The sequence below is a fragment of the Achromobacter sp. Root170 genome, assembly GCF_001428165.1.
In the GTDB taxonomy this organism is placed as follows: Bacteria; Pseudomonadota; Gammaproteobacteria; order Burkholderiales; family Burkholderiaceae_B; genus Achromobacter; species Achromobacter mucicolens.
In genome coordinates, this window is record NZ_LMHN01000017.1 from 200,668 (window position 1) to 222,279 (window position 21,612).

The window sequence follows — 21,612 nt, forward strand, 5'->3', positions numbered from 1 at the left end:
ATGCAAAAGAAAGCGATGACGGCGCGCGCCTTGGCGTTCGCCTGCCTGATCGGCGTTTCATTCGCGGGCGGCGCGCAGGCGCAGTCCTATCCGACGCGCCCGGTGAACCTCGTCGTGCCGTTTCCGGCCGGCGGCACGACGGATGTGCTGGCGCGCGCGCTGGGGCAGGAGCTGGCCAAAAGCCTGGGTCAGCCGGTGGTGGTGGAGAACAAGCCGGGGGCGGGGTCGACGCTGGGCGCCGACTACGTGGCCAAGGCCGCGCCGGACGGCTACACGCTGCTGATGGGCGCGGTGCATCACACCATCGCCACCAGCGTGTACAAGAACCTGAACTACGACTTCCAGAAGGACTTCGCGCCGGTCACCACCGTGGCGCTCGTGCCGAATGTGCTGGTCGTCAATCCCAAACTGCCGGCCAAGGACGTGGCTTCGTTGCTGAAGCTGGCGCAGGCCTCGCCCGGCAAGCTGACCTACGGGTCCAACGGCATGGGCACGGGCCAGCACCTGATCGGCGCGCAATTCGAGCGCGCGGGCAACGTGCAGCTGTTGCATGTGCCATACAAGGGCAGCGGGCCGCTGACGACCGACCTGCTGGGCGGCCAGATCGACATGTCGTTCGACACCATCACCCCGGTGCTTGCGCACATCCAGAGCGGCAAGCTGCGCGCGCTGGCCGTGACCACCAACCAGCGTTCGGCCGCGCTGCCGGACGTGCCGACAATGGAAGAGGCGGGCCTGAAGCCGTTCAACATGGGCACGTGGTTCGGCGTGCTGGCGCCCGCGGCGGCGCCCAAGGACGTGGTGGACCGGCTCAATGCCGAGATGGTGAAGATCATCCATTCGCCGGACTTCACGCGGCGCATGGCCGAGATCGGCGCGGTGCCGATCGGCGACACGCCCGCCGAGATGAAGGCGCGCATCGGCGCCGACACCACCAATTACGCGAAGCTGGTCAAGGAAGCCAAGGTCGCGATCAATTGAGCGGCAGGGTGGCCGCGACGGCTGTCGCGGCCCCCGTTACGCCCGGATCCATCCGCGCGCAATCGGCAGGGCCAGCACCTTGCGGTACACCGCCTGCGCCACGCCCGTCAGCGGTTCGCCCGCGCGTTGCCACACCGGCACCGTGATGGCCGCCGCCAAGGGCGCCAGCAGCAATCCGCCCACGATATCCAGCGGGAAATGCACGCCCAGATACACGCGCGACGTCCCCACCAGCAAGGCGCCCGCCAACGCCAGCCAGCCCCATCCCGCCCAGCGCCTGTCCAGGATCAGCGCGAAGGCAAAGGCGGCGATGATGATCGTGTGATTGCTGGGGAACGACGAGGTGGGCTTGTGCGCGAAAAAGACGTGGCCCAGGCCGATCACGAAGGGACGCGGGTGCGGCCATAGCGCGCCGCACAGGTAGCTGAGTCCCAGGGCTACGGCGACGCTGGCCAGCGCCTTGAGCATCAGGCTGCGCTGGGCTTGTCTGCCCCACAGCCACACGGCGGCCATGACGCCCGGCACCAGCAGAATGAGCTGGTTTGCCACCAGCATGGCGGCGTGGATCCGCCACGCGGGCGTGGCGGGATCGGCATTGATCAAAAGAAAAAGGGACTGGTTGAAGCTTTCCAGGAAATCCATGACACGTCATCGCGGCGTAATAATTCGGTTGCCGCGATGGTAATGACCGTACCCGTCAGTTCCCTTGCAAAGCGCTTCGATGCGGCCGTTTTTACTTCTGGATGCGATTGCCTTGCGCGTCGATGACGGGCTCGCCGCTTTCCTTGGCAAACGCGCCTTGCTGCGGGGACGGAAGAATGTCCAGCACCCCTTCGCAAGGCCGGCAGAGCTTCGCGCCCAGCGGCGTCGACACAAACGGACGGTTCAAAAGAATGGGATGCTGTTCGATCGCATCGAGCAGCGCGTCATCCGACAGCGACGTGTCGTCCAGACCCAGTTCCGCATACGGCGTGCCCTTTTCGCGCAGGGCATCGCGCACGCCGATGCCAGCCTGCTTGAACAGCGCCTTGAGCGTGTCGCGGGAAGGCGGCGTTTCCAGGTACAGCACGACCTGCGGCTCGATGCCTGCGTTGCGGATCAGGCCCAGCGTGTTGCGCGAGGTGCCGCACTTGGGGTTGTGGTAGATGGTGACGTCGGACATGAGAGCTCCTGTTCGGGTGTTGCGTAATGCCAATGCGCGATGCCAATGCGTGATGCCAATGCGCGCCAGCAGACCCGGAGCATAGTCCATCCGCGGCGCCCAACGATTAGCGCCGCGGCGCCCCTCAAACCGACAGATGCCGCCGCACGTCCTCGCCGTCGATCGCATCGCGCCCGCCGCGGGCCACCACCTCGCCGCGCGACAGCACCACGAACTGATCGGCCAATTCGCGCGCGAAGTCGAAATACTGCTCGCACAGCAGGATCGCGATGTCGCCGCGCTGGCGCAGCATGTGGATAACGCGCGCGATGTCCTTGATGATGGATGGCTGGATGCCTTCCGTGGGCTCGTCCAGGATGATGAGCTTGGGCTCGGCCACCAGCGCCCGCGCGATGGCCAGCTGCTGCTGTTGTCCGCCCGACAGGTCGCCGCCGCGCCGCGACAGCATGCTTTTCAAGACGGGAAACAGCTCGAAGACTTCTTCCTTGATGCGGCGGGCCCGGGCCGCGGGCTTGGTCGCCATGCCCATCAGGATGTTCTCTTCCACCGTCAGCCGCGCAAAGATGTCGCGGCCCTGCGGCACATACGCCATGCCGCGCGCGGCGCGCTGGTGCGGCGCCAGGCGGGTGATGTCGGCGCCGTCGAACGCGATGCCGCCGCGCGCCACGGGCAGCACGCCCATCACGCACTTGAGCAGTGTCGTCTTGCCCACGCCATTGCGGCCCAGCAGTGCCAGGCATTCGCCTTGGCGCACCGACAGCGACACGCCGCGCAGGGTGTGGCTGCCGCCGTAGTATTGGTCGATCGTGCTTACGTCCAGCATGTTCAGCGCCCCAGATAGACTTCGATCACGCGCGGGTCAGCCTGCACGCGGCTCATCGGCCCCTCTGCCAGCACGGACCCTTCGTGCAGCACGGTGACCTTGCCGTCGCCGGCGATCTGGTTGACGAAGTCCATGTCGTGTTCCACCACCATCAGGGAATGGCGGCCCCGCAGTTCGTTCAAGAGTTCGCCGGTGCGTTCGGTTTCGGCGTCGGTCATGCCCGCCACGGGCTCGTCCAGCAGCAACAGCTGCGGTTCCTGCATCAGCAGCATGCCGATCTCCAGCCACTGTTTCTGCCCGTGCGACAGCAGGCCCGCGGGGCGCCAGACCTCCGGCCGCAGCCGGATCAGGTCCAGTGTCTCGCCGATCCGGTCGGCTTGTTCGCTGGTCAGCCGCGAGAACAGGGTGGGGCGCACGCGCTTGTCCGTCTTCATGGCCAGCTCCAGGTTCTCGAAGACGGTGTGCTGCTCGAACACCGTGGGGCGCTGGAACTTGCGGCCGATGCCGGCGTGCGCGATCTGCGCCTCGCTCAGCGTCGTCAGGTCGATGCTCTGGCCAAAGTAGGCCGTGCCCGCCGTCGGCCGCGTCTTGCCGGTGATCACGTCCATCATCGTGGTCTTGCCCGCGCCGTTGGGGCCGATGATGCAGCGCAGTTCGCCCACGCCGATATCCAGCGTCAGGTCGTTCAGCGCCTTGAAGCCATCGAAGCTGACGGTGATGCCTTCCAGGTACAGGATCGCGCCGTGGCTGGTGTCCAGGCCCTTGGGGCTGACGCGGCCGTAGCCGGCGTCACCGCTGGGGCCGCCGTCCAGCATGGCCGATTCGGTGTGCGTGGTGGTCATGCCTTCTTCTCCTGGATGCGGGCCGCGATGCGGCGGGCAAGACCGACGATGCCGGTGGGCAGGAACAGGGTCACCATCACGAAGATGAGGCCCAGCGCGTACAGCCAGTATTCCGGCAGCACGCTGGTGAACCAGGTCTTCAGTCCGTTGACGGCGCCCGCGCCGATGATGGGACCGATCAGCGTGCCGCGCCCGCCCGTGGCCACCCAGATCACCATTTCAATGGAGTTCTCGGTGGACATTTCGCCCGGGTTGATGATGCCCACCTGCGGCACGTACAGCGCGCCCGCGATGCCGCACAGCACGGCCGACAGCGTCCACACGAACAGCTTGAAGCCCAGCGGGTCGTAGCCGATGAACCGCACGCGGCTCTCGGCGTCGCGCACGGCGGTCAGCACACGCCCCAGCTTGCTTTGCGTGACTGCGCGCGCCAGGATCAGCGCGCCGGCCAGCGCGGCAAGCGTCACCCAGTAAAGCGTGGCGCGCGTGCCCGGTGCGGTGATGTCAAAGCCCAGGATGCGCTTGAAGTCGGTAAAGCCGTTGTTGCCGCCAAAGCCCGTGTCGTTGCGGAAGAACAGCAGCATCGCGGCAAAGGTCAGCGCCTGCGTGATGATCGAGAAGTACACGCCCTTGATGCGCGAACGGAACGCAAAGTAGCCGAACACGAACGCCAGCACGCCGGGCACCAGCACCACCAGCAGCATCGCGTACCAGAAGTGCTCGGTGAAGGACCAATACCAGGGGTAGGTCTTCCAGTCCAGGAACACCATGAAGTCGGGCAGGTCGCTCTGGTAGACGCCGTCGCGGCCGATGGCGCGCATCAGGTACATGCCGTGCGCATAGCCGCCCAGCGCAAAGAAGAGACCATGGCCCAGCGACAGGATGCCCGCATAGCCCCACACCAGGTCCAGCGCCAGCGCCGCCATGGCGTAGCACATGAACTTGCCGAGCAAAGCCACGGCATAGGCGGACACGTGCAGCGTATGGCCCGGCGGAAACCACAGATTCATCAGCGGAAGGAGGGCCAGCAGGACAACACCCGCAGCCAGCGCGGCCCACACCCGGCCCGAGAAGAGCGGGCGGCGCGCAAGCAGGTTCAGGTCGGTCAGCGCGGTCTGTTTCATTCGACGCTCCGGCCCTTGGGGGCGAACAGGCCTTGCGGCCGCTTTTGGACGAACAGCACGATGAGCACCAGGATGGTGATCTTGGCCATGACAGCTCCCGCGTAAGGCTCCAGGAATTTATTCACGCCGCCCAGGCCCAGCGCGGCGATGACCGTGCCGGCCAGCTGGCCCACGCCGCCCAGCACCACCACCATGAACGAGTCCACGATGTAGCCGCGGCCCAGGTCGGGCCCGACGTTGCCAAGCTGCGAGAGCGCCACGCCCGCCAGCCCGGCGATGCCCGAGCCCAGGCCGAAGGCCAGCATGTCGATGCGGCCGGTCGGCACGCCCACGCAGTCGGCCATCCGCCGGTTCTGCGTGATGGCGCGCACAAAGAGGCCCAGCCGCGTGTGGTTCAAGAGCGCCCACACCAGAAAGACCACAAAGAATGCGAAGCCGATGATGACGATCCGGTTGTACGTCAGCACCAGCCCGCCCAGCACGGTCACGCCGCCCGACATCCAGCTGGGATTGCCGACCTCGACGTTCTGCGCGCCGAAGAGCGACCGCACGCCCTGCATCAGCATCAGACTGATGCCCCAGGTGGCCAGCAGCGTCTCCAGCGGGCGGCCATACAGCCAGCGGATCACGGTGCGCTCCAGCGCCATGCCGACCAGCGCCGTCACGACGAACGCGAGCGGCAGGGCGGCCACCACATACCAGTCCAGCCAGCCCGGCAGCCATGCGCGAAACAGCGTCTGCACTACATACGTCACGTAGGCGCCGATCATCAGCAGCTCGCCGTGCGCCATGTTGATGACGCCCATCAGGCCGAAGGTGATGGCAAGACCCAGCGCCGCCAGCAGCAGCACGCTGCCCAGGCTGACGCCGTAAAACAGATTGCCCGCCCATTCGATCGTGGCCAGGTGCCGGTCGATCTGCTTGACCGCGTTGGCCGCCGCCTCGCGCACGCCGGCGTCGGGTTCCGCGTACGTGCCGTCGCGCTCCTGCGTCAGGGCGGCCAGCGTGGGCCGGAACGCGGCGTTCTGGGTGTCGCCCAGCACTTGCACGGCGTGGCGGCGCTTTGCGGGGTCTTCGCTTTTCAATTCCAGATTGGCCTGCGCGATCAGCAGCGCATCGCGCACGGCCTCGTTCTTTTCCGCCGCCAGCGCCTTTTCCAGCATGGGCAGGCGCGCGGGGTCGCCCGTCTGCTGCAGCCGCCGGGCCGCGGCGAGCCGTTCGTTGGCGTCGTCGGAGAACAGACGCGATCCCGCCAGCGCGGCCTCGATGGCGCGGCGCAGACGGTTGTTGATGGAAATCGTGCCCGCATCCGCAGGCAGGTCCACGGCCGCGCCCGTGGACGGGTCGGTGGCGCGCGTGCCGCTCGTGCCGATCAGCACGCGGCCGTCGGCGGTGGCGTAGAGCTGGTCGCTACCCAGCGCCTGCAGCACCGCCGCGGCGCCCGGATCGGGCAGTTGGCCCAGCGCGGCAATCGCTTGCAGCCTGGCGTCGGTGTCGTCGCCGGCCAGCGGCGCAAGCAGGGTCTGGTCCACGCCGGCGGCGGCCGCGGGTGCGGCCAGCGCCGGCACGGCGATCAGCCATGCCAGGAGGAAACGACGCAAGAAGTGTGCGATTGCCGCGATGCGCATGGCTGCCTTTTCCTTGATGTTGAGACTACAGGCCTTGCTTGCCTTCGTTGCCCGGGATGTACGGGCTCCACGGCTGGGCACGGATCGGGCCCTTGCTCTTCCAGACCACGCTGAACTGGCCGTCCGCCTTGATCTCACCGATGTAGACGGGCTTGTGCAGGTGGTGGTTGGTCTTGTCCATCTCGATGGTGTAGCCGTCGGGCGCGTTGAACTTCTGGCCGCCCATCGCCGCGATCACCTTGTCGACGTCGGTCGTCCTGGCCTGTTCGACGGCCTGCTTCCACATGTGGATGCCGATGTACGTGGCTTCCATCGGATCGTTCGTCACGACCGTGTTGGCGTTGGGCAGGTTCTTGGCCTTGGCGTACGCCTTCCACTTGGCAATGAACGCGTCGTTGACGGGGTTCTTGACGGACTGGAAGTAGTTCCAGGCGGCCAGGTGGCCGACCAGCGGCTTGGTGTCCACGCCGCGCAGTTCCTCTTCGCCCACCGAGAACGCGACGACCGGCACGTCGGTGGCCTTCAATCCCGCATTGCCCAGTTCCTTGTAGAAGGGCACGTTCGAGTCGCCGTTGATCGTGGAAATGACCGCGGTCTTGCCGCCCGTGGCGAACTTCTTGATGTTGGCGACGATGGTCTGGTAGTCGGAATGGCCGAACGGGGTGTAGACCTCGTCGATGTCGCTGTCCTTCACACCCTTGGAATGCAGGAAGGCGCGCAGGATCTTGTTGGTGGTGCGGGGGTAGACGTAGTCGGTGCCCAGCAGCACGAAGCGCTTGGCGCCGCCGCCGTCTTCGCTCATCAGGTATTCGACGGCGGGAATCGCTTGCTGGTTGGGCGCGGCGCCCGTGTAGAACACGTTCTTTTCCAGCTCTTCGCCTTCGTATTGCACGGGGTAGAACAGCAGGCCGTTCAGTTCCTTGAACACCGGCAGCACCGACTTGCGCGATACCGAGGTCCAGCAGCCGAAGACCACGGCCACCTTGTCCTGCGATAGGAGCTGGCGCGACTTCTCGGCGAACAGCGGCCAGTTCGACGCGGGGTCGACGACCACGGCTTCGAGCTTCTTGCCCATCACGCCGCCGTTGGCGTTGATCTCGTCGATGGTCATCAGGGCCACGTCCTTGAGCGACGTTTCCGAGATGGCCATGGTGCCCGAGAGCGAATGCAGGATGCCGACCTTGATGGTGTCCTCGGCGGCGTGAACCTGCGGCATCCATCCGGTCATGGCCAACAGGCTCACGGCGGTCAGTTGCTTAAGGGCTAGTCTGCGTTTCATGGTGACTCCTGGATGGAATAGGCCGGCCGGGCCGGCGAGAACGTTCGGAAAAAGCAGTCGCACAGGAGTCAAAAGCAAAACGTGTGCCAAGTGCTGGCAACGCTGCACGCTGCTGTATGAAGGGGGTGGGTTTACGCGAAGACGCGTGGCGGCCGGGGCGTGGCGCGCGTGCGATCAGAACGGTGCCGTCCGCACAACATCGGTGCGCGTTGCGCCCGATTCCGGTGCGGCGCACGGGCCGATGCGGGGACCGGCGCCGGCGGCTTGCGTGCGGTCCGGCCGCGCGTCAGAGGGAAAGCGCCGCGCGCCGCCAACATGGCACGCAGATTGCTTGGGAATCCGTACTTGTATACAAGAAAGGATTCCAGCATGAATGCCGCAGCAACGCAGAAGCAACCCGCAGGTTGGACCATCGCGCAATGGCAGGCCGCCTATCGCGGCGGGGCGCAGCCCGAGGCGCTGTTGGCCAGCTACGCCGCCGAGCCCGGCGATAACGCAGACAAGGACAACGCCTGGATCCGGCGCGTGGACCGCGTCCAGCTCGATGAACAGCTCGACGGCCTGCGTCTCTTGCTGGCCGCGGCGGGCGGCGACATCTCGCGCCTGCCGCTGTATGGCGTGCCCTTTGCCATCAAGGACAACATCGATGCGGCGGGCTGGCCCACCACCGCGGCGTGTCCCGCGTTCGCTTACACGCCGCAGGAAGACGCGACCGTCGTGCGCCGTCTGCGCGCAGCCGGCGCCATCCTTATCGGCAAGACCAATCTGGACCAGTTTGCGACCGGCCTGGTGGGCACGCGCTCGCCGCACGGCGCCGTGGCCAACACGTTCAATCCCGATTACGTAAGCGGCGGCTCCAGTTCGGGCTCAGCGTCAGTGGTTGCGCGCGGCATCGCGGCGTTCTCGCTGGGCACCGATACCGCGGGCTCCGGTCGCGTGCCGGCGGGCTTCAACAATATCGTCGGGCTCAAGCCCACCAAGGGCTGGCTCAGCACCGCGGGCGTGGTGCCGGCATGCCGCACGCTGGACTGCGTGTCGATCTTCGCACTGACCGTGGACGACGCCGACAAGGTCGCGCAGGTGGCGGGCGGGTATGACGACGCCGATCCTTATTCGCGCAGCGTGCCGGCGGGCGCGGCGCGCCCGTGGCCCAAGGCGCCGCGGCTGGCCGTGCCGGCGTCGCTGGAATTCTTTGGCGACACCGAAGCCGCCGCCGTGTTCGACGACGCCGTGCGCGCGCTGCGCGCCGATGGCGCCCAGGTCGAAGCCATCGACTTCGCGCCGTTCAGCGAACTGGCGGCATTGCTGTACCAGGGACCGTGGGTGGCCGAGCGCTTTGCCGCGGTCCAGGCGTTGTGGAACGAGAACCCCGACGCCATCAATCCGGTCGTGCGCGGCATCGTCGAGCAGGCCGCGAACTACAGCGCGCTGGACGCGTTCAAGGCCGAGTACCGCCGCGCCGAGCTGACCCGCCAGATTCACCGCGCGCTCGAAGGCTTTGACGCGCTGGTCGTACCGACCTCGCCGTCCATCTACACGATCGCCCAGCTGGAAGCGGACCCCGTCACGCTCAATTCCCGCCTGGGCGTTTACACCAACTTCGCCAACCTGGCCGACCTGTCCGCGCTGGCCGTGCCCGCCGGCATGCGCGCCGATGGCCTGCCCTCGGGCATCACGCTGATCGGCCTGGCGTGGCAGGACCGCGCGCTGGCGCAGTTCGGCAGGCAATGGCAGGCGCGCCGCGGATTGCCGCTGGGCGCGACGGGCGCACCGCTGCCCGCGCTGGCGGCCGATGGCGCGCCGTCCGCGGACACCGTGCGCGTCGCGGTGGTGGGCGCCCACCTGACCGGCATGCCGCTGAATCATCAGCTCACCTCGCGCCACGCGGTGTTCGTGGAGAAGACCGCGACAGCCGGCGACTACCGGCTCTTCGCGCTGGCCAACACCACGCCGCCCAAGCCGGGCCTGGTGAAGATGGACAGCGGCGCCGCCATCGAAGTCGAGCTGTGGGACGTGCCCGTGACGGCCTTTGGCGCGTTCGTGGCCGAGATTCCCGCGCCGCTGGGCATCGGCACGCTTGAGCTGGCCGACGGACGCCTGGTCAAGGGCTTCATCTGCGAACCGCGCGGCCTGGACGGCGCGCGGGACATCACCGAATTCGGCGGCTGGCGCGCTTACCTGGCCAGCCTGAACGCCGCCACCCGATAACCCCGCCTCACCCCAGGGAGTCGCATCGTGTTCGATACCGTTCTGATTGCAAACCGCGGCGAGATCGCCGTCCGCGCCATCCGCACCCTCAAGCGGCTGGGCATCCGCAGCGTGGCCGTCTATTCCGATCCGGACCGCAATGCCGCGCATGTGCGCGAGGCCGACGTGGCCGTGGCGCTCGGCGGCGAGAAGGCCGCCGACAGCTACCTGCGCATGGACCTGTTGCTGGACGCGGCGCGCGCACACGGCGCGCAGGCGATCTATCCCGGCTACGGCTTTCTATCCGAGAGCGCCGACTTCGCCGAAGCCTGCGAGGCTGCCGGCATTGCCTTTGTCGGCCCCACGCCGCTGCAGATTCGCGAGTTCGGCCTGAAGCACCGATCGCGCGAACTGGCGGCTGACGCGGGCGTGCCGATGACGCCGGGCACCGGCCTCTTGTCCAGCCTGGGCGAGGCGCTGTCGCAGGCCGAACGCATCGGCTATCCGGTCATGCTGAAAAGCACGGCGGGCGGCGGCGGCATCGGCCTGTCGCGCTGCGAGAACGAGGCGGAACTGACCGTCGCGTTCGACAGCGTGCAGCGCATGGGCGAACACTTCTTTCGCGACGGCGGCGCGTTCATCGAACGCTATGTGGACAACGCGCGGCATGTGGAGGTGCAGATCTTTGGCGACGGCGCGGGCCGCGTGCTGGCGCTGGGCGAGCGCGACTGCTCGGTGCAGCGCCGCAACCAGAAGGTCATCGAGGAAACCCCGGCGCCGTTGCTGCCTGCCGCCACGCGCGCCGCGCTGCTGGATGCCGCCGTCAAGCTGGGTGAATCCGTGAACTACCGCTCCGCCGGCACGGTGGAGTTCATCTACGATCCGGCGCGCGACAGCTTCTACTTCCTGGAGGTCAACACGCGGCTGCAGGTCGAGCACCCGGTGACCGAGGCCGTGACCGGCCTGGACCTGGTGGAGTGCATGCTGCGCGTTGCCGCGGGCGAGCCGCTGGATTACGCCGCCATGTCGCGCGCTCCGCAAGGCGCGTCGATCGAAGTGCGCCTGTACGCCGAGGATCCGCTGCGCCAGTTCCAGCCATCGCCCGGCGTGCTGACGGAAGTGTCGTTCCCGGACGGCGTGCGCGTCGATGGCTGGGTCGAGACCGGCACCGACGTGCCCGCGTTCTACGACCCGATGCTGGCCAAGCTGATCGTGCATGCGGACACGCGCGAGGCCGCGCTGGACAAGCTGGCCGACGCGCTGGCGCGCACGCGCCTGCACGGCATTGCGACCAACCTGGATTACCTGCGCCAGATCGTGGCCGATGCACGCTTTCGCGCTGGCCAGCTGTCCACGCGGTTTCTGGAAGGCTTTGCATACCGCCCCGCGGCCATCGAGGTCCTGGAAGCGGGCACCTACACCAGCGTGCAGGACTATCCCGGCCGCGCGGGCTACTGGGACATCGGCGTGCCGCCCTCCGGTCCCATGGACGATTACGCATTTCGCGTGGCCAACCGCATCGTCGGCAATGCGCCGGACGCGGCCGGCATCGAGACCACGCTGATCGGCCCGACGCTGCGCTTTCACGGCGATGCCGTCGTGGCGCTGACGGGCGCGTCGTGCGCGGCCACGCTGGATGGCGAGCCGGTGCCGATGTGGCAGCCCATCTTTGTCACTTCCGGACAGGTGCTGGCCACCGGCCGCGCGCTGTCCGGCTGCCGCAGCTACCTGGCGGTGCGCAACGGGCTGGACGTGCCGGTGTACCTGGGCAGCCGGTCCACCTTTGCGCTGGGCCAGTTTGGCGGCCATGCCGGCCGCACGCTGCGCGTGGGCGACATGCTGCCCGTCGTGCGTCCCGAACTGGCGGGCGCCACGGCCGCGCCGCCCGAGACGCTGCCGCAGGCCGCACCCGCCGCGCTGATCCCCGAATACGGCAACACCTGGGAGATCGGTGTGCTGTACGGCCCGCATGGCGCGCCCGACTTTTTTCAGCCCGACGCCATCGACGCCTTCTTTGCGGCCGACTGGGAGGTGCACTACAACTCCAATCGCCTGGGCGTGCGGCTGATCGGTCCCAAGCCGACGTGGGCGCGAGAGAACGGCGGCGAGGCCGGCCTGCATCCGTCCAACATCCATGATTGCGAGTACGCAATCGGCAGCATCAATTTCACCGGCGACAGTCCCGTGATCCTGACGCGCGACGGCCCCAGCCTGGGCGGCTTCGTGTGTCCCGTCACCATCGCGCGTGCCGAGCTATGGAAGGTGGGGCAGGTCAAGCCTGGCGACCGCATCCGCTTCGTGCGCATCGATTACCCGCAGGCCGTGGCGCTGGAAGCCGCGCAGGACCGTCGCATCGCCGAACTGGCGCCCGCGGCGGCCGCCGCGACCGAGCCCGCGCCCGTGCCGGCGACGGTCTCGGAGACCATCATCGCCGCGCTGCCCGCCGATGGGGCGCGCCCGTCGGTGTCGTACCGGCAAGCCGGCGACGGCTATCTGCTGCTGGAATACGGCGACAACGTGCTGGACCTGGCGCTGCGCATGCGCATCCACCTGCTGATGGAGGCGCTCAATGCGGATCCGGTTGACGGCGTGCTGGAGCTGTCGCCCGGCGTGCGCTCGCTGCAGATCCGCTACGACAGCCGCGTCATCCTGCAGGGCGCGCTGATTGCGAAGCTGCTGGAGATCGAACAAGGGCTGGCCGACGTGGCGACCCTGAAGGTGCCCACGCGCGTCGTGTACCTGCCGATGGCCTTCGAGGATTCCGCCACGCTGGGCGCGGTGCAGCGCTATCAGGAAACGGTGCGCGCCAGCGCGCCCTGGCTGCCGAACAACGTCGACTTCATCCAGCGCATCAACGGGCTGGACGCGCGCGACGAGGTGCGCCGCATCGTCTTTGACGCCAGCTATCTCATCATGGGCCTGGGCGACGTGTATCTGGGCGCGCCGTGCGCGGTGCCCATCGACCCGCGTCACCGCCTGCTGACGTCCAAATACAACCCCGCGCGCACCTTCACCGCCGAAGGCACGGTGGGCATCGGCGGGGTGTACATGTGCATCTACGGCATGGACTCGCCCGGGGGCTATCAGCTCGTGGGCCGCACGCTGCCCATCTGGAACAAGTTCCTGAAGAACCCGGTATTCCAGGACGGCAAGCCGTGGCTGCTGCGGTTCTTCGACCAGGTGCGCTTCTATCCCGTCACCGAGGCGGAACTGGATGTCCTGCGCGAGGACTTCCGCGAAGGCCGTGCCACCGTCCGCATCGAGGAAGAAGTGTTCGACTTCGCCGCGCATCGCCGTTTCCTGGCCGAGCAGGCGGACAGCATCGCCGCCTTCCAGGCCCGCCAGAAGACGGCGTTCGATGCCGAAGTGGCGCTCTGGAAGACCGAGGACGTGGCGGCCGAACCGCCTGCCGCCGAACCCGAGGCCGAGACCGTGCTGCGCGAAGGCGAGCGGCTGGTCAGCGCCGACATGTGCGGCAACATCTGGAAGATTCCGGTCCAGGTGGGGCAGAGCGTGTCGGCCGGCGACACGCTGGTGGTGGTCGAGGCCATGAAGATGGAGCTGTCCGTCATCGCGCCGGCGTCGGGCACGGTTTCCGCCATCCGCTGCGTGCCCGGCAAGCCCGTCAACGCGGGCGATCCGCTGGTCGTGATCACCGAAGACGCCACGTGCGTCGTGACCGGATGATGCGGCTGGAAGCCGTCCAGGCCGGCCCGGCCATCCGCCCCGCGCCGGCGCTTGCCGGCTCGCTGGCCGATCAGGTCTACCAGCGCATCAAGGACGACCTGTTCGGCTTTCGGATGCTGCCCGGCGAACGCTTCACCGAGGCCGACCTGGTGGCGCGCCTGGGCGTCAGCCGCACGCCCGTGCGGCTGGGCCTGGCGCGGCTGGAACGCGAAGGCTTCGTGCTGGCCCGGCCGCGCAGCGGCTGGCAGGTGCGGCCGTTCGACTTCGAGCGCTTCGAAGCGTTGTACGACGTGCGCGTGGTGCTGGAGCAGGCGGCGGTGGAAAAGCTGTGCGCCCGCGAACACATGGATCCGGCCGGCATTCTGGGCGCGCTGACGGACGTCTGGCTGGTGCCGCCGCCGCAGCGCATCCTGGACGGCCGGCTGGTGGCGCAGCTGGATGAAGCTTTCCATTGCTCGCTGGTGGCCGCGGCAGGCAATCCGGAGATGGCGCAGATCCACCGCGACGTCACGGAGAAGATCCGCATCGTCAGGCGGCTGGACTTCACCAAGGACTTCCGCGTGGACGCCACCTACGACGAACACGCGGCCATCCTGCGGGCGATCCTGGCGCGCCGGGCAGAGGAGGCCGCGCGCATGCTGCGGTCCCACATCGAGATGAGCAAGGCCGAGGTGCGCAAGATCACGCTGCACATGCTGCACGAGGCGCGCGCGAGCGCGGGCTGAGCGGCAGCCGGCAGCCCGCTTGCTCGCACGTCGCCGTCCCGCAGCTGACCGCGCGTAGCCCGCAGCGGGTGCGTCTAGCCCTGCAGCTGGCGGTAGACCTCTTGCGACACGCGCTGCAGCTCGTCGCGGCTGACGGCGCCAGAGAGCGCGTAGCCGAACTCGCCTTCGACCCAATAGAACACCCGCACGGGGCCTTCCTGCGTGAACTGGAAGGCAGTCTGTCCGCCGGCGGCTTCGCGGGTGACGTACAGCGTCAGGCGCTGGCCATCGGCCGCGCCATACATGAACTGCGCCACCGGACCGGCGCCGCCCGGCAGCAGCCGCCCGCCGATGAGTTCATAACCCGTTTTCGACAGCGACGGCGCACGCATCGGCGCGCCCATTCGCTTGGTCAGCCACGTCACCAGCGCCTTCTCGTTTTCGCCGCTGACCTCGACGGGCCGGCCCATGTCGGGCGCATACACCGCGTGGGCGATGGCGGCGCGCTGGGCATAGCCGCCAGCCGCCCGCTCCGGGCTGGCGGTGGCCAGCACCGTCTGCAGATGGCGCGCATCCACGGCGCCGCGCAGCATCCAGGCGGCGCTGGCGCTGACCACGGCGACGGCCACGCTGGCCGCCAACGCGCGCCAGGGCCAGGTCCGAGCCGGCGCGCGCAGCGGCAAGCGCAAGGGAAGGGGTTCGTCCAGCACGGGATCCAGCAGGGCGTGCAGCGCGCGCCGCTGCGCCTGCCACTCGTCCACCCGGGTCTGGTCCTGCGGGTGCGCGGCCAGGAATGCGGCTACCTCCGCATGGCGCGTGGCGGACAACTGGCCGTCGGCATAGCTATGCAGGTCGGCTTCCGTGATGGGCGTGCCCGCGGCGGGAACCGGATGGAGGCGTTTGTCGGTCATGGCATTTCACGCGGGGAGGGAACGGGCCGCAGCCGTCTGGCGGGTTCGCGGCCCTGCATCAGCGCGCCGAGCTTTTCGCGGGCGCGCGAGAGCCGCGACATGACGGTGCCGATCGGCACCGACAGGATGCGTGCGGTCTCCTGGTAGGACAGGTCTTCGACGGCGATCAGCAAGAGAACCTCGCGCTGCTCTGCCGGCAGAGCCAGCAGGCAGCGGTCCAGGTCCCGCACTTCAAGCTGGTCGGTCTGGGTGGCGCGCACCGGCGCATCGGGCAGGTCGCCCGGCGCCGTCTGGTCGCTGCGCCGGCCCGCGGCGCGCACGCCGTCGATGAAATGGTTGTGCATGATGCCGAACATCCAGGCACGCAGCTCGCCGCGCCGCTGCCAGCGGGAATAGCGGCTCCATGCGCGCTCCAGCGTGTCCTGCACCAGATCGTCGGCGCGATCCGGGTCGCCCGTCAGCCCGCGCGCATAGCGGCGCAGGCTGGGGATGCAGGCCAGGATCTGGGCTTCGTCTTCGGCGCGCATGGGCAGATCAGGCAGGTGTCCGGATCAGGGTTTGACGACGTGCCAGATTTCCTTGAAGTTGTCGCCAGTCTTGTCGCCCGGCTTGGTGTCCTTGGCGAACAGATACAGCGGCTTGCCCTTGAAGGCCCATTGCTTGCTGCCGTCGTCGCGGGTGATGACGGTCAGGTCGCCCATCGGCTTGGCGTCGGCGGCGGCCATGGCGGGCGGCCAGGCCTTCGCGCATGCGTCGACGCAGACGCTCTTGCCCGCGGAGTCCTTGTCGAAGGTGTACAGCGTCATGCCGGCGCTATTGACCAGGATGCCGTCCTGGGTCTTGACGGCCTGGGCGTGGGCGCCGGCCGAGAACAGGGCGGCGCAGGCGAGAGCCAGGGCCGCGGCGGTGTGTTTGCGCATGGTGTGCCTCGTAGGTGGGGAGGATTTGGGGGGACTGCCCTTTACGGACGCCGGCCGGCGCCGCTTTATTCCGCGGTCCGGAAAAAAATGTGCCGCAAAGGGCTCAACCACCCGGCCGGACGGCGCCGGGGTCATACCGCATTTCGTGCTCCAGCTCGGTCTCCATGACAGGGGTAAAGCCCAACGCCTCGTACAGCCGCCGGGCGGGATTGCCTTTCAGGACGCTCAACGTGACGGGCGCCCCTTCCTGGTCCGCGCGGTCCAGCACGTCGGCCACCAGCCGGCGGCCCAGCCCCTGGCCCTGAAAATCCGGATCGATCTGGATCTGCACGATGCGCCAGCCGGCGGCATCGCGGTAGTGCTTGAACAGTCCCGCGGGCCGCCCGCCCAACCAGACGATCTGGGCGTCATCGAAGTGGTACTGGATGCGCGCCAGGTGTCCGGCATCGTCCAGCGACACGCCTGCACGCTCCAGATGCGCCGTCATCGTGCGCTTGCGCAGGGCCAGCAGGAACGGCACGTCTTCTTCGGTGGCGGGCTGGAGCGCCAGATCGGGAGGCAGGTTCATGTTGCGATGCGCAAGGACCGTGGAAACGCGCGCGCCGCCGAATGGCGGAGCGGGGTGTCTGAGGTTATAGATCGGAAGTGGGGGGGACGCTAGCCGTTGCGCAGCGGCGCGCCAGGCGCCGGGGTTATTTGGTCCTGGAATGTTCCGATGCGAGGGAAGAGGTATGAAATGAGTAGTACGCTTCACAAACGTGCCCATTAGCGATAAATTGATACCTATACTTCACATTTCCGGTGACCTATGACTGCTGACATGAAGGACCCGCTGATTGGCGCGCTGGTCAAGGCCCGGCGTGACCGCAAGTACACCCAGGCGCGTCTCGCCGAGCTTGCAGGCATCAGCCGACGGGCACTGGTGGCCATCGAAGGCGGTGGCGATTGCAATGTCTCGACGTTGCGCCGCCTTATGCGCGTCCTGGACCTGGAGTTGAAGGTCGTCCCGACAGAATACGCGCCGCCCACGCTGGAAGATGTGTTCGCCGAAAATGAAATGGCGTATCGCCGCTCGCGCGAAGGGCGTGAATCATGACGTTGGATATCTACGTACAGGAGACGAAGGTGGGGGTGCTGGACCAAACCGGCATCACTTCGTTCGTGTTTACCTATTTGCCCGATACGCCCAGAGAGTTGGCCGTCTCGTTACTGATGCCCCCACGCACGGAAAGCTGGACAAGCCCATTTCTGTTTCCTGTGTTTCAGGTCTCGTTGCCCGAAGGGGCATTGCGGCAAACGCTCGAACGGTTCTTCGCCAAGAACTTTTCAAGTTTTGGCGACATGGAGTTGTTGTCGATTGTTGGCGAGAACCTGATAGGTCAGGTCAAAGCCTTGCCTGCAGGCGCCAAGCCTTCGCGAAGAAGCGTCCACGAGTCGCTTCAAAATCTGTTGTCGTCGGATTTGAAAGGCATCGTGCGCCATTACTTGGGCGAGGATAGTCACGGCCCGGGTGTGTCCGGAGGATTCCTGAAGTTCCTCGCCCGCAGTCCCGTCGGCGGGGATGGCGTCAAGCGCACCATCGCCGTCGACCAGTGGATCGTCAAATTGAATGATCCCGATCGCCCAGATATCGTTTTGATGGAACATTTTGGGATGATGGCGGCGCGAGAGATGGGACTTAACGTGCCCGAAACGCATCTTGCGTCGGACTTCAGCCGCCTCTTGGTTAGACGTTTTGATGTTGATGCCGCGGGAAAAGCCCTTGGCTTTGAGGATATGTGCGCACTGACCGCCCAGCCGGCCCGGGATAAGTTCAGTGGCTCTGCAGAGCGTATCGTGCGGACCATCCGCGCGTTTTGTCCCGGACTTGCGGGACAACTTGCTTGCGATCAGTTCTATGCGCAGTACCTGCTGGCCGCGTCCATCAGAAATGGCGATGCGCACCTGAAGAATTTTGGACTGTTGTACGAGCCCGGCGCGATACCCACGTTGGCCCCCGTTTATGACATGTTGACGATGTCGGTGTACGCGCCTCGCGATAACCACGGCGACGCCAACGACGGCATGGCGCTTACGCTGGGAGGAACGAAGCGCTGGCCGACCGCCGACGCCTTGAAGCGGTTAGGCTTGGTCTGCGACGTTTCGTCCGCAAGACAGAATCACTGGCGAAAGCATCTTGGCGCGGCGCTGCTTAAGACCGCTGATTGCGCGGAGGCGTTCGTGTCCGTCAATCAAGATCAGGAGGCGGTGCGCAATATTGGCCGGATGCTCGAGCTCTGGTCGTATGGCATGAAACCGGTGGATGAGGCGGTTGCGAAGAAGCTGATGCAATGCGCTCACTCTCTTGCTCCTAAGCTTCAGACTTGACCGGCGCAGACGACAACATCCCCAACGGCTCCGGCCCGAAGTGCCGCAGGTTCGGAAACACTGTCCGCAGATCGTCCCGGCTGGCGCCGAACCAGGCGCCCAAATCCGCGCCCAGCTGATCTACCGCTGTCGTAGGCAGCAGGCGGCCGTTGTCGACGAATCCTGGGCCGTTCAGTGCGATTTCCGGGTGGGCGCCGTAGCAGCGCCCGCCGTTGACCGCGCCGCCCAGCACGAAGTGGTGCCCGCCCCAGCCGTGGTCCGAGCCGTTGCCGTTGGATCCCAGCGTGCGGCCGAATTCGGAGGCCGTGAAGGTGGTGACCTGATCGGCCACGCCCATGTCCGACAGGGCGTTCTGGAATGCCGCCAGCGCCTGGCCCAGTTCCTTCAACAACGCCGGGTGCGTATCGGACAGGCCCGTGTGGTTGTCATAGCCATTCTGCGAGACGAAGAACACCTGCCGCCGCGCGCCCAGCGTGTCGCGGGCCGCGATGATGCGCGCCACGATACGCAACTGCTGCGCGAGCGGCGACGAAAAATCGCCGGGCACGGCGACGTCGGCCAAGGCGGCGCGCAGGCGCGTGTCCGCCGAGATGGACTGGGCGGCGATGCGCGACATCTCGCGTTCCATCAGGTGTTCGCGCGGCTCGGTGATCAGTTCGCGCAGCAGGGCGGTGCAGGCGCTGGAGCCATACATGTCGCGATGCAGCAGGTCGATCTGCGTGGATCCGTTGATGCCCACGCGATAACCCGCCACCTTGCGGCCGGCCAGCAGCACCGTGCTGCCGCCCGCCGTGATGCCGGTGAAGGTGCGGTGCGCGTTCGCGCCCGCGAAAAGATCGGTCAGCCGGCCCGCCCAGCCCGAGGACGCGCCCTCGGGCGCCAGCGCCTGCCAGACCGACTGCTGGTCGTTGTGCGAGAACAGCTTGGGCGGCAGCGGCACGCGCGCGCCGATGTATTCGGCCTTGGTGGTGGGCACGATCAGCGGGCCGACGTTCAACAGCGCGGCCATCTCGCCGCGTTCGTACAGCGGGGCCAGCGGCGCCAGCGCGGGGGCCAGGGCGAACTGCATGCCGCCCTGGGTGTCCGCCTTGCCGCGCAACACGGTAGCGCGCAGCGCGTCGCGCGGCAGCGCGATGTCGCCGCGCGCGGCGGCGTAGGCGCGATACGACGACGGATCGTAGGGGACCAGCGTGTTGTACGGATCGTTGCCGCCGTACAGGAAGACGCAGACCAGCGCCTTGTATGCGGGCGGGGCGGATTGCGCCGCGGCGGCGCCGATCGCGGCCAGGTTCAGCGCCAGCGGAGCGGCGCCGCGGGTTGCGCCCAGCGCCATGGCGCGCAGGAGAAAGTTGCGGCGGTCGAGGCCTTGGCGGTCTGTCATTTCTGCACCAGGTATTCCGGGGTGGCGGCCACCAGCATGATGGCGGCGCGGACCCGGTCGCGCGGGCGGTCCGGCGGCAGCGTGGCCACGGCCTTGGCGATGGCGGCCGCGGTGCGTGCGCTGAAGGCGTCGCCCGCCAGCAGCAGCACCACGCGCGCCACCAGCGCCTCGGGGTCCTTGGCCAGCGCGATCTCGGGTGTGTAGGCGGTTTGCAGGTCCTCCCAACCGCGGTCCACGTAGATGGCCAGGAAATTCAGATAGCCCGCGATGCTGGTCTCGTCGGTGATCTGCAGCTCCGGCGCAACCAGGTGGCGCCGCGCAAGCTCGGTGACGGGCGGCACGTAGCGGGGCCGGAAGAAGTTGAACACCGACGGCGACCGCATCGGGCTCTGCGCCAGCCGGATCGTGTTGTCGGTCGTGTCGGGCATGGCCCATTCGCCGTTGGTCGAATCCGCGCCGAACGCGCGGGCCCATCCCGAAAAGCGCAGGATCGGTTCGCGCACCTTGCCCCAATAGGGCGAGCTCAGGTCCGGCTGGCGCGCCTCCGGGTCCAGTAGGATCGCGCGCACCACGGCCTTCAGGTTGCCGCGCTGGCCCTTCCCGTCGTCATTGAACACGGCCGACACGCGGCCCACGTACGCCGGACTGGGATTGCTGGTCACCATGCGCTGGATGAGCTGCATGCCGATGAAGGGTCCCACGTTGGGATGGGCGCTGATGACCTCCATGGCGCGCTTGAGCGACAGGTGGCCATCCGTGCCGGGCGGGATGACCGCGCCCAGGAAGCGCTTCTCCGACATCGAGTGCAGCGCGTTGTTCAGCGCCATGGGACGGCGATGAAACTCCACGTCCGTTTCCGGGCCGTTGATGTCCCAGCCGGTAAAGACCTTGGCCAGCCCCTGCACGTCGGCATTGGTGTAGGTTTCCACGGGCGCGCCGTTGACGAGCTTGACCGTGCCGTCCTGCTCCAGCGCCAGCAGGCCGATGCTGAACAGCTGCATCACCTCGCGCGCGTAGTTTTCGTCGGGATGGCGGCCCGTCCTGGGGTCTTCCTTGCGGTTGCCGCGATAGGTCAGCATGCAGCCCATCGACAGGTTCTGCGTCACCGCGGTCAGCAGGTCCTGGTAATTGCCCAGGGCGTGCCTGGCCAGCAGATCCATGAAACCGGCCGCGCCGAAGAGCGGCCACGACGCCGTGATGGCGGACACGCCGACGACGAAGATCTCCGACAGCGAAAACGCGACCCGCGTGCGCACCTGGTCGGGCGCGCTGATGAACTTGCGCCACAGCGTGGATTCCAGCGGCGCATTGATGCCGTTGCCCTTGAAGGCCTCGGTGTTGCGGTTTTTCTGGAGCAGCCAGTCGAAATGCGTCTGCGATGGCGGCATGTCGAGCTGGGCGTCCAGCCAGGCGGCATAGCCGACCCGCACGACGGCGTCGATGTCGGCCGGCGTGGGGCCGAAGGTGGCCTGCGCCAGAAAGCGCGAGGCCTGGCCGGGAGTCGGGGGGGCGGACTGCGGCGCAGCCGCTGACGATGTAGCGGACATGCGCCAAACACCTCGTCGAATGTGAAAACCTACGGTACTAAAAGCCCGCCGGGGCCTTCAATACCGTCA

At 67.3% G+C, this 21,612-nt stretch carries 19 protein-coding genes; 6 read left to right on the forward strand and 13 right to left on the reverse strand.

The window, feature by feature from the left end; all coding sequences use genetic code 11:
* Complete coding sequence (locus tag ASD87_RS21680) at window positions 1–981, forward strand: tripartite tricarboxylate transporter substrate binding protein (protein ID WP_056326439.1); 981 nt, start codon at window positions 1–3, stop codon at window positions 979–981.
* Between the two features lie 36 nt (window positions 982–1,017).
* On the opposite strand, the gene ASD87_RS21685 is transcribed toward ASD87_RS21680, so the two are convergent.
* From ASD87_RS21685 to urtA, 7 genes are all read right to left on the reverse strand, one after another.
* Window positions 1,018–1,623 (reverse strand): phosphatase PAP2 family protein, encoded by a 606-nt coding sequence (locus ASD87_RS21685; protein WP_056326442.1) that lies wholly within the window; start codon window positions 1,621–1,623, stop codon window positions 1,018–1,020.
* 91 nt (window positions 1,624–1,714) lie between these two features.
* Window positions 1,715–2,143 carry an arsenate reductase (glutaredoxin) gene (gene arsC, locus ASD87_RS21690; RefSeq protein WP_056326445.1) on the reverse strand — a complete coding sequence of 143 codons (429 nt, stop codon included), beginning with the start codon at window positions 2,141–2,143 and terminating at the stop codon, window positions 1,715–1,717.
* Window positions 2,144–2,267: 124 nt separating this feature from the next.
* Entirely contained in the window at window positions 2,268–2,966 is a 699-nt protein-coding gene (gene urtE, locus ASD87_RS21695) for an urea ABC transporter ATP-binding subunit UrtE (RefSeq protein WP_056326447.1), read from the reverse strand.
* Window positions 2,967–2,968: 2 nt separating this feature from the next.
* Entirely contained in the window at window positions 2,969–3,808 is an 840-nt protein-coding gene (gene urtD, locus ASD87_RS21700) for an urea ABC transporter ATP-binding protein UrtD (protein WP_056326450.1), read from the reverse strand.
* Window positions 3,805–4,932 (reverse strand): urea ABC transporter permease subunit UrtC, encoded by a 1,128-nt coding sequence (gene urtC / locus ASD87_RS21705; RefSeq protein WP_056326453.1) that lies wholly within the window; start codon window positions 4,930–4,932, stop codon window positions 3,805–3,807. The genes urtD and urtC overlap by 4 nt, the downstream gene beginning before the upstream one ends.
* Window positions 4,929–6,560 carry an urea ABC transporter permease subunit UrtB gene (gene urtB, locus ASD87_RS21710; protein WP_056326456.1) on the reverse strand — a complete coding sequence of 544 codons (1,632 nt, stop codon included), beginning with the start codon at window positions 6,558–6,560 and terminating at the stop codon, window positions 4,929–4,931. Before urtB ends, urtC begins: the two co-directional genes overlap by 4 nt.
* A gap of 25 nt (window positions 6,561–6,585) precedes the next feature.
* The gene (urtA, locus tag ASD87_RS21715) at window positions 6,586–7,839 is read right to left on the reverse strand and encodes an urea ABC transporter substrate-binding protein (protein ID WP_056326460.1); all 1,254 of its coding nucleotides are present in this window, start codon (window positions 7,837–7,839) and stop codon (window positions 6,586–6,588) included.
* A 369-nt stretch (window positions 7,840–8,208) separates the two neighbouring features.
* Between urtA and atzF the strand changes: the two genes are divergently transcribed.
* From atzF to ASD87_RS21730, 3 genes are read left to right on the forward strand one after another with little or no spacing between them, the layout of a single operon-like run.
* Window positions 8,209–10,047: an allophanate hydrolase gene (atzF, locus tag ASD87_RS21720; RefSeq protein ID WP_056326463.1), complete on the forward strand. Its 1,839-nt coding sequence runs from the start codon at window positions 8,209–8,211 to the stop codon at window positions 10,045–10,047.
* A 27-nt stretch (window positions 10,048–10,074) separates the two neighbouring features.
* Entirely contained in the window at window positions 10,075–13,713 is a 3,639-nt protein-coding gene (uca, locus tag ASD87_RS21725) for an urea carboxylase (RefSeq protein ID WP_056326465.1), read from the forward strand.
* Window positions 13,710–14,438, forward strand: a complete 729-nt coding sequence (locus ASD87_RS21730; protein ID WP_056326468.1) for a GntR family transcriptional regulator — start codon at window positions 13,710–13,712, stop codon at window positions 14,436–14,438. The genes uca and ASD87_RS21730 overlap by 4 nt, the downstream gene beginning before the upstream one ends.
* 74 nt (window positions 14,439–14,512) lie before the next feature.
* On the opposite strand, the gene ASD87_RS21735 is transcribed toward ASD87_RS21730, so the two are convergent.
* The 4 genes from ASD87_RS21735 to ASD87_RS21750 form a co-directional block, all read right to left on the reverse strand.
* On the reverse strand, window positions 14,513–15,328 hold the full coding sequence (locus ASD87_RS21735; RefSeq protein WP_056326470.1) for an anti-sigma factor: 816 nt from the start codon (window positions 15,326–15,328) through the stop codon (window positions 14,513–14,515).
* A complete protein-coding gene (locus tag ASD87_RS21740) occupies window positions 15,325–15,855 on the reverse strand; it encodes an RNA polymerase sigma factor (protein WP_056326473.1) in 531 nt (176 codons plus the stop codon). The genes ASD87_RS21735 and ASD87_RS21740 overlap by 4 nt, the downstream gene beginning before the upstream one ends.
* A 24-nt stretch (window positions 15,856–15,879) precedes the next feature.
* Complete coding sequence (locus tag ASD87_RS21745; protein WP_056326478.1) at window positions 15,880–16,248, reverse strand: hypothetical protein; 369 nt, start codon at window positions 16,246–16,248, stop codon at window positions 15,880–15,882.
* A 103-nt stretch (window positions 16,249–16,351) separates the two neighbouring features.
* Window positions 16,352–16,816 carry a GNAT family N-acetyltransferase gene (locus ASD87_RS21750; protein ID WP_056326479.1) on the reverse strand — a complete coding sequence of 155 codons (465 nt, stop codon included), beginning with the start codon at window positions 16,814–16,816 and terminating at the stop codon, window positions 16,352–16,354.
* A gap of 252 nt (window positions 16,817–17,068) precedes the next feature.
* On the opposite strand from ASD87_RS21750, the gene ASD87_RS21755 reads away from it, so the two are divergent.
* Both ASD87_RS21755 and ASD87_RS21760 read left to right on the forward strand, forming a co-directional pair.
* Window positions 17,069–17,344, forward strand: coding sequence for a helix-turn-helix domain-containing protein (locus ASD87_RS21755; protein WP_162256804.1), 276 nt, complete (start codon window positions 17,069–17,071; stop codon window positions 17,342–17,344).
* Window positions 17,341–18,615: a type II toxin-antitoxin system HipA family toxin gene (locus ASD87_RS21760; RefSeq protein WP_056326486.1), complete on the forward strand. Its 1,275-nt coding sequence runs from the start codon at window positions 17,341–17,343 to the stop codon at window positions 18,613–18,615. The genes ASD87_RS21755 and ASD87_RS21760 overlap by 4 nt, the downstream gene beginning before the upstream one ends.
* Here ASD87_RS21760 and ASD87_RS21765 read toward each other — a convergent pair.
* Entirely contained in the window at window positions 18,599–19,996 is a 1,398-nt protein-coding gene (locus ASD87_RS21765; protein ID WP_056326489.1) for a DUF1501 domain-containing protein, read from the reverse strand. The two genes, ASD87_RS21760 and ASD87_RS21765, sit on opposite strands and share 17 nt — an antisense overlap.
* On the reverse strand, window positions 19,993–21,543 hold the full coding sequence (locus tag ASD87_RS21770; protein WP_056326492.1) for a DUF1800 family protein: 1,551 nt from the start codon (window positions 21,541–21,543) through the stop codon (window positions 19,993–19,995). Before ASD87_RS21770 ends, ASD87_RS21765 begins: the two co-directional genes overlap by 4 nt.
* Between the last annotated feature and the right edge of the window lie 69 nt (window positions 21,544–21,612).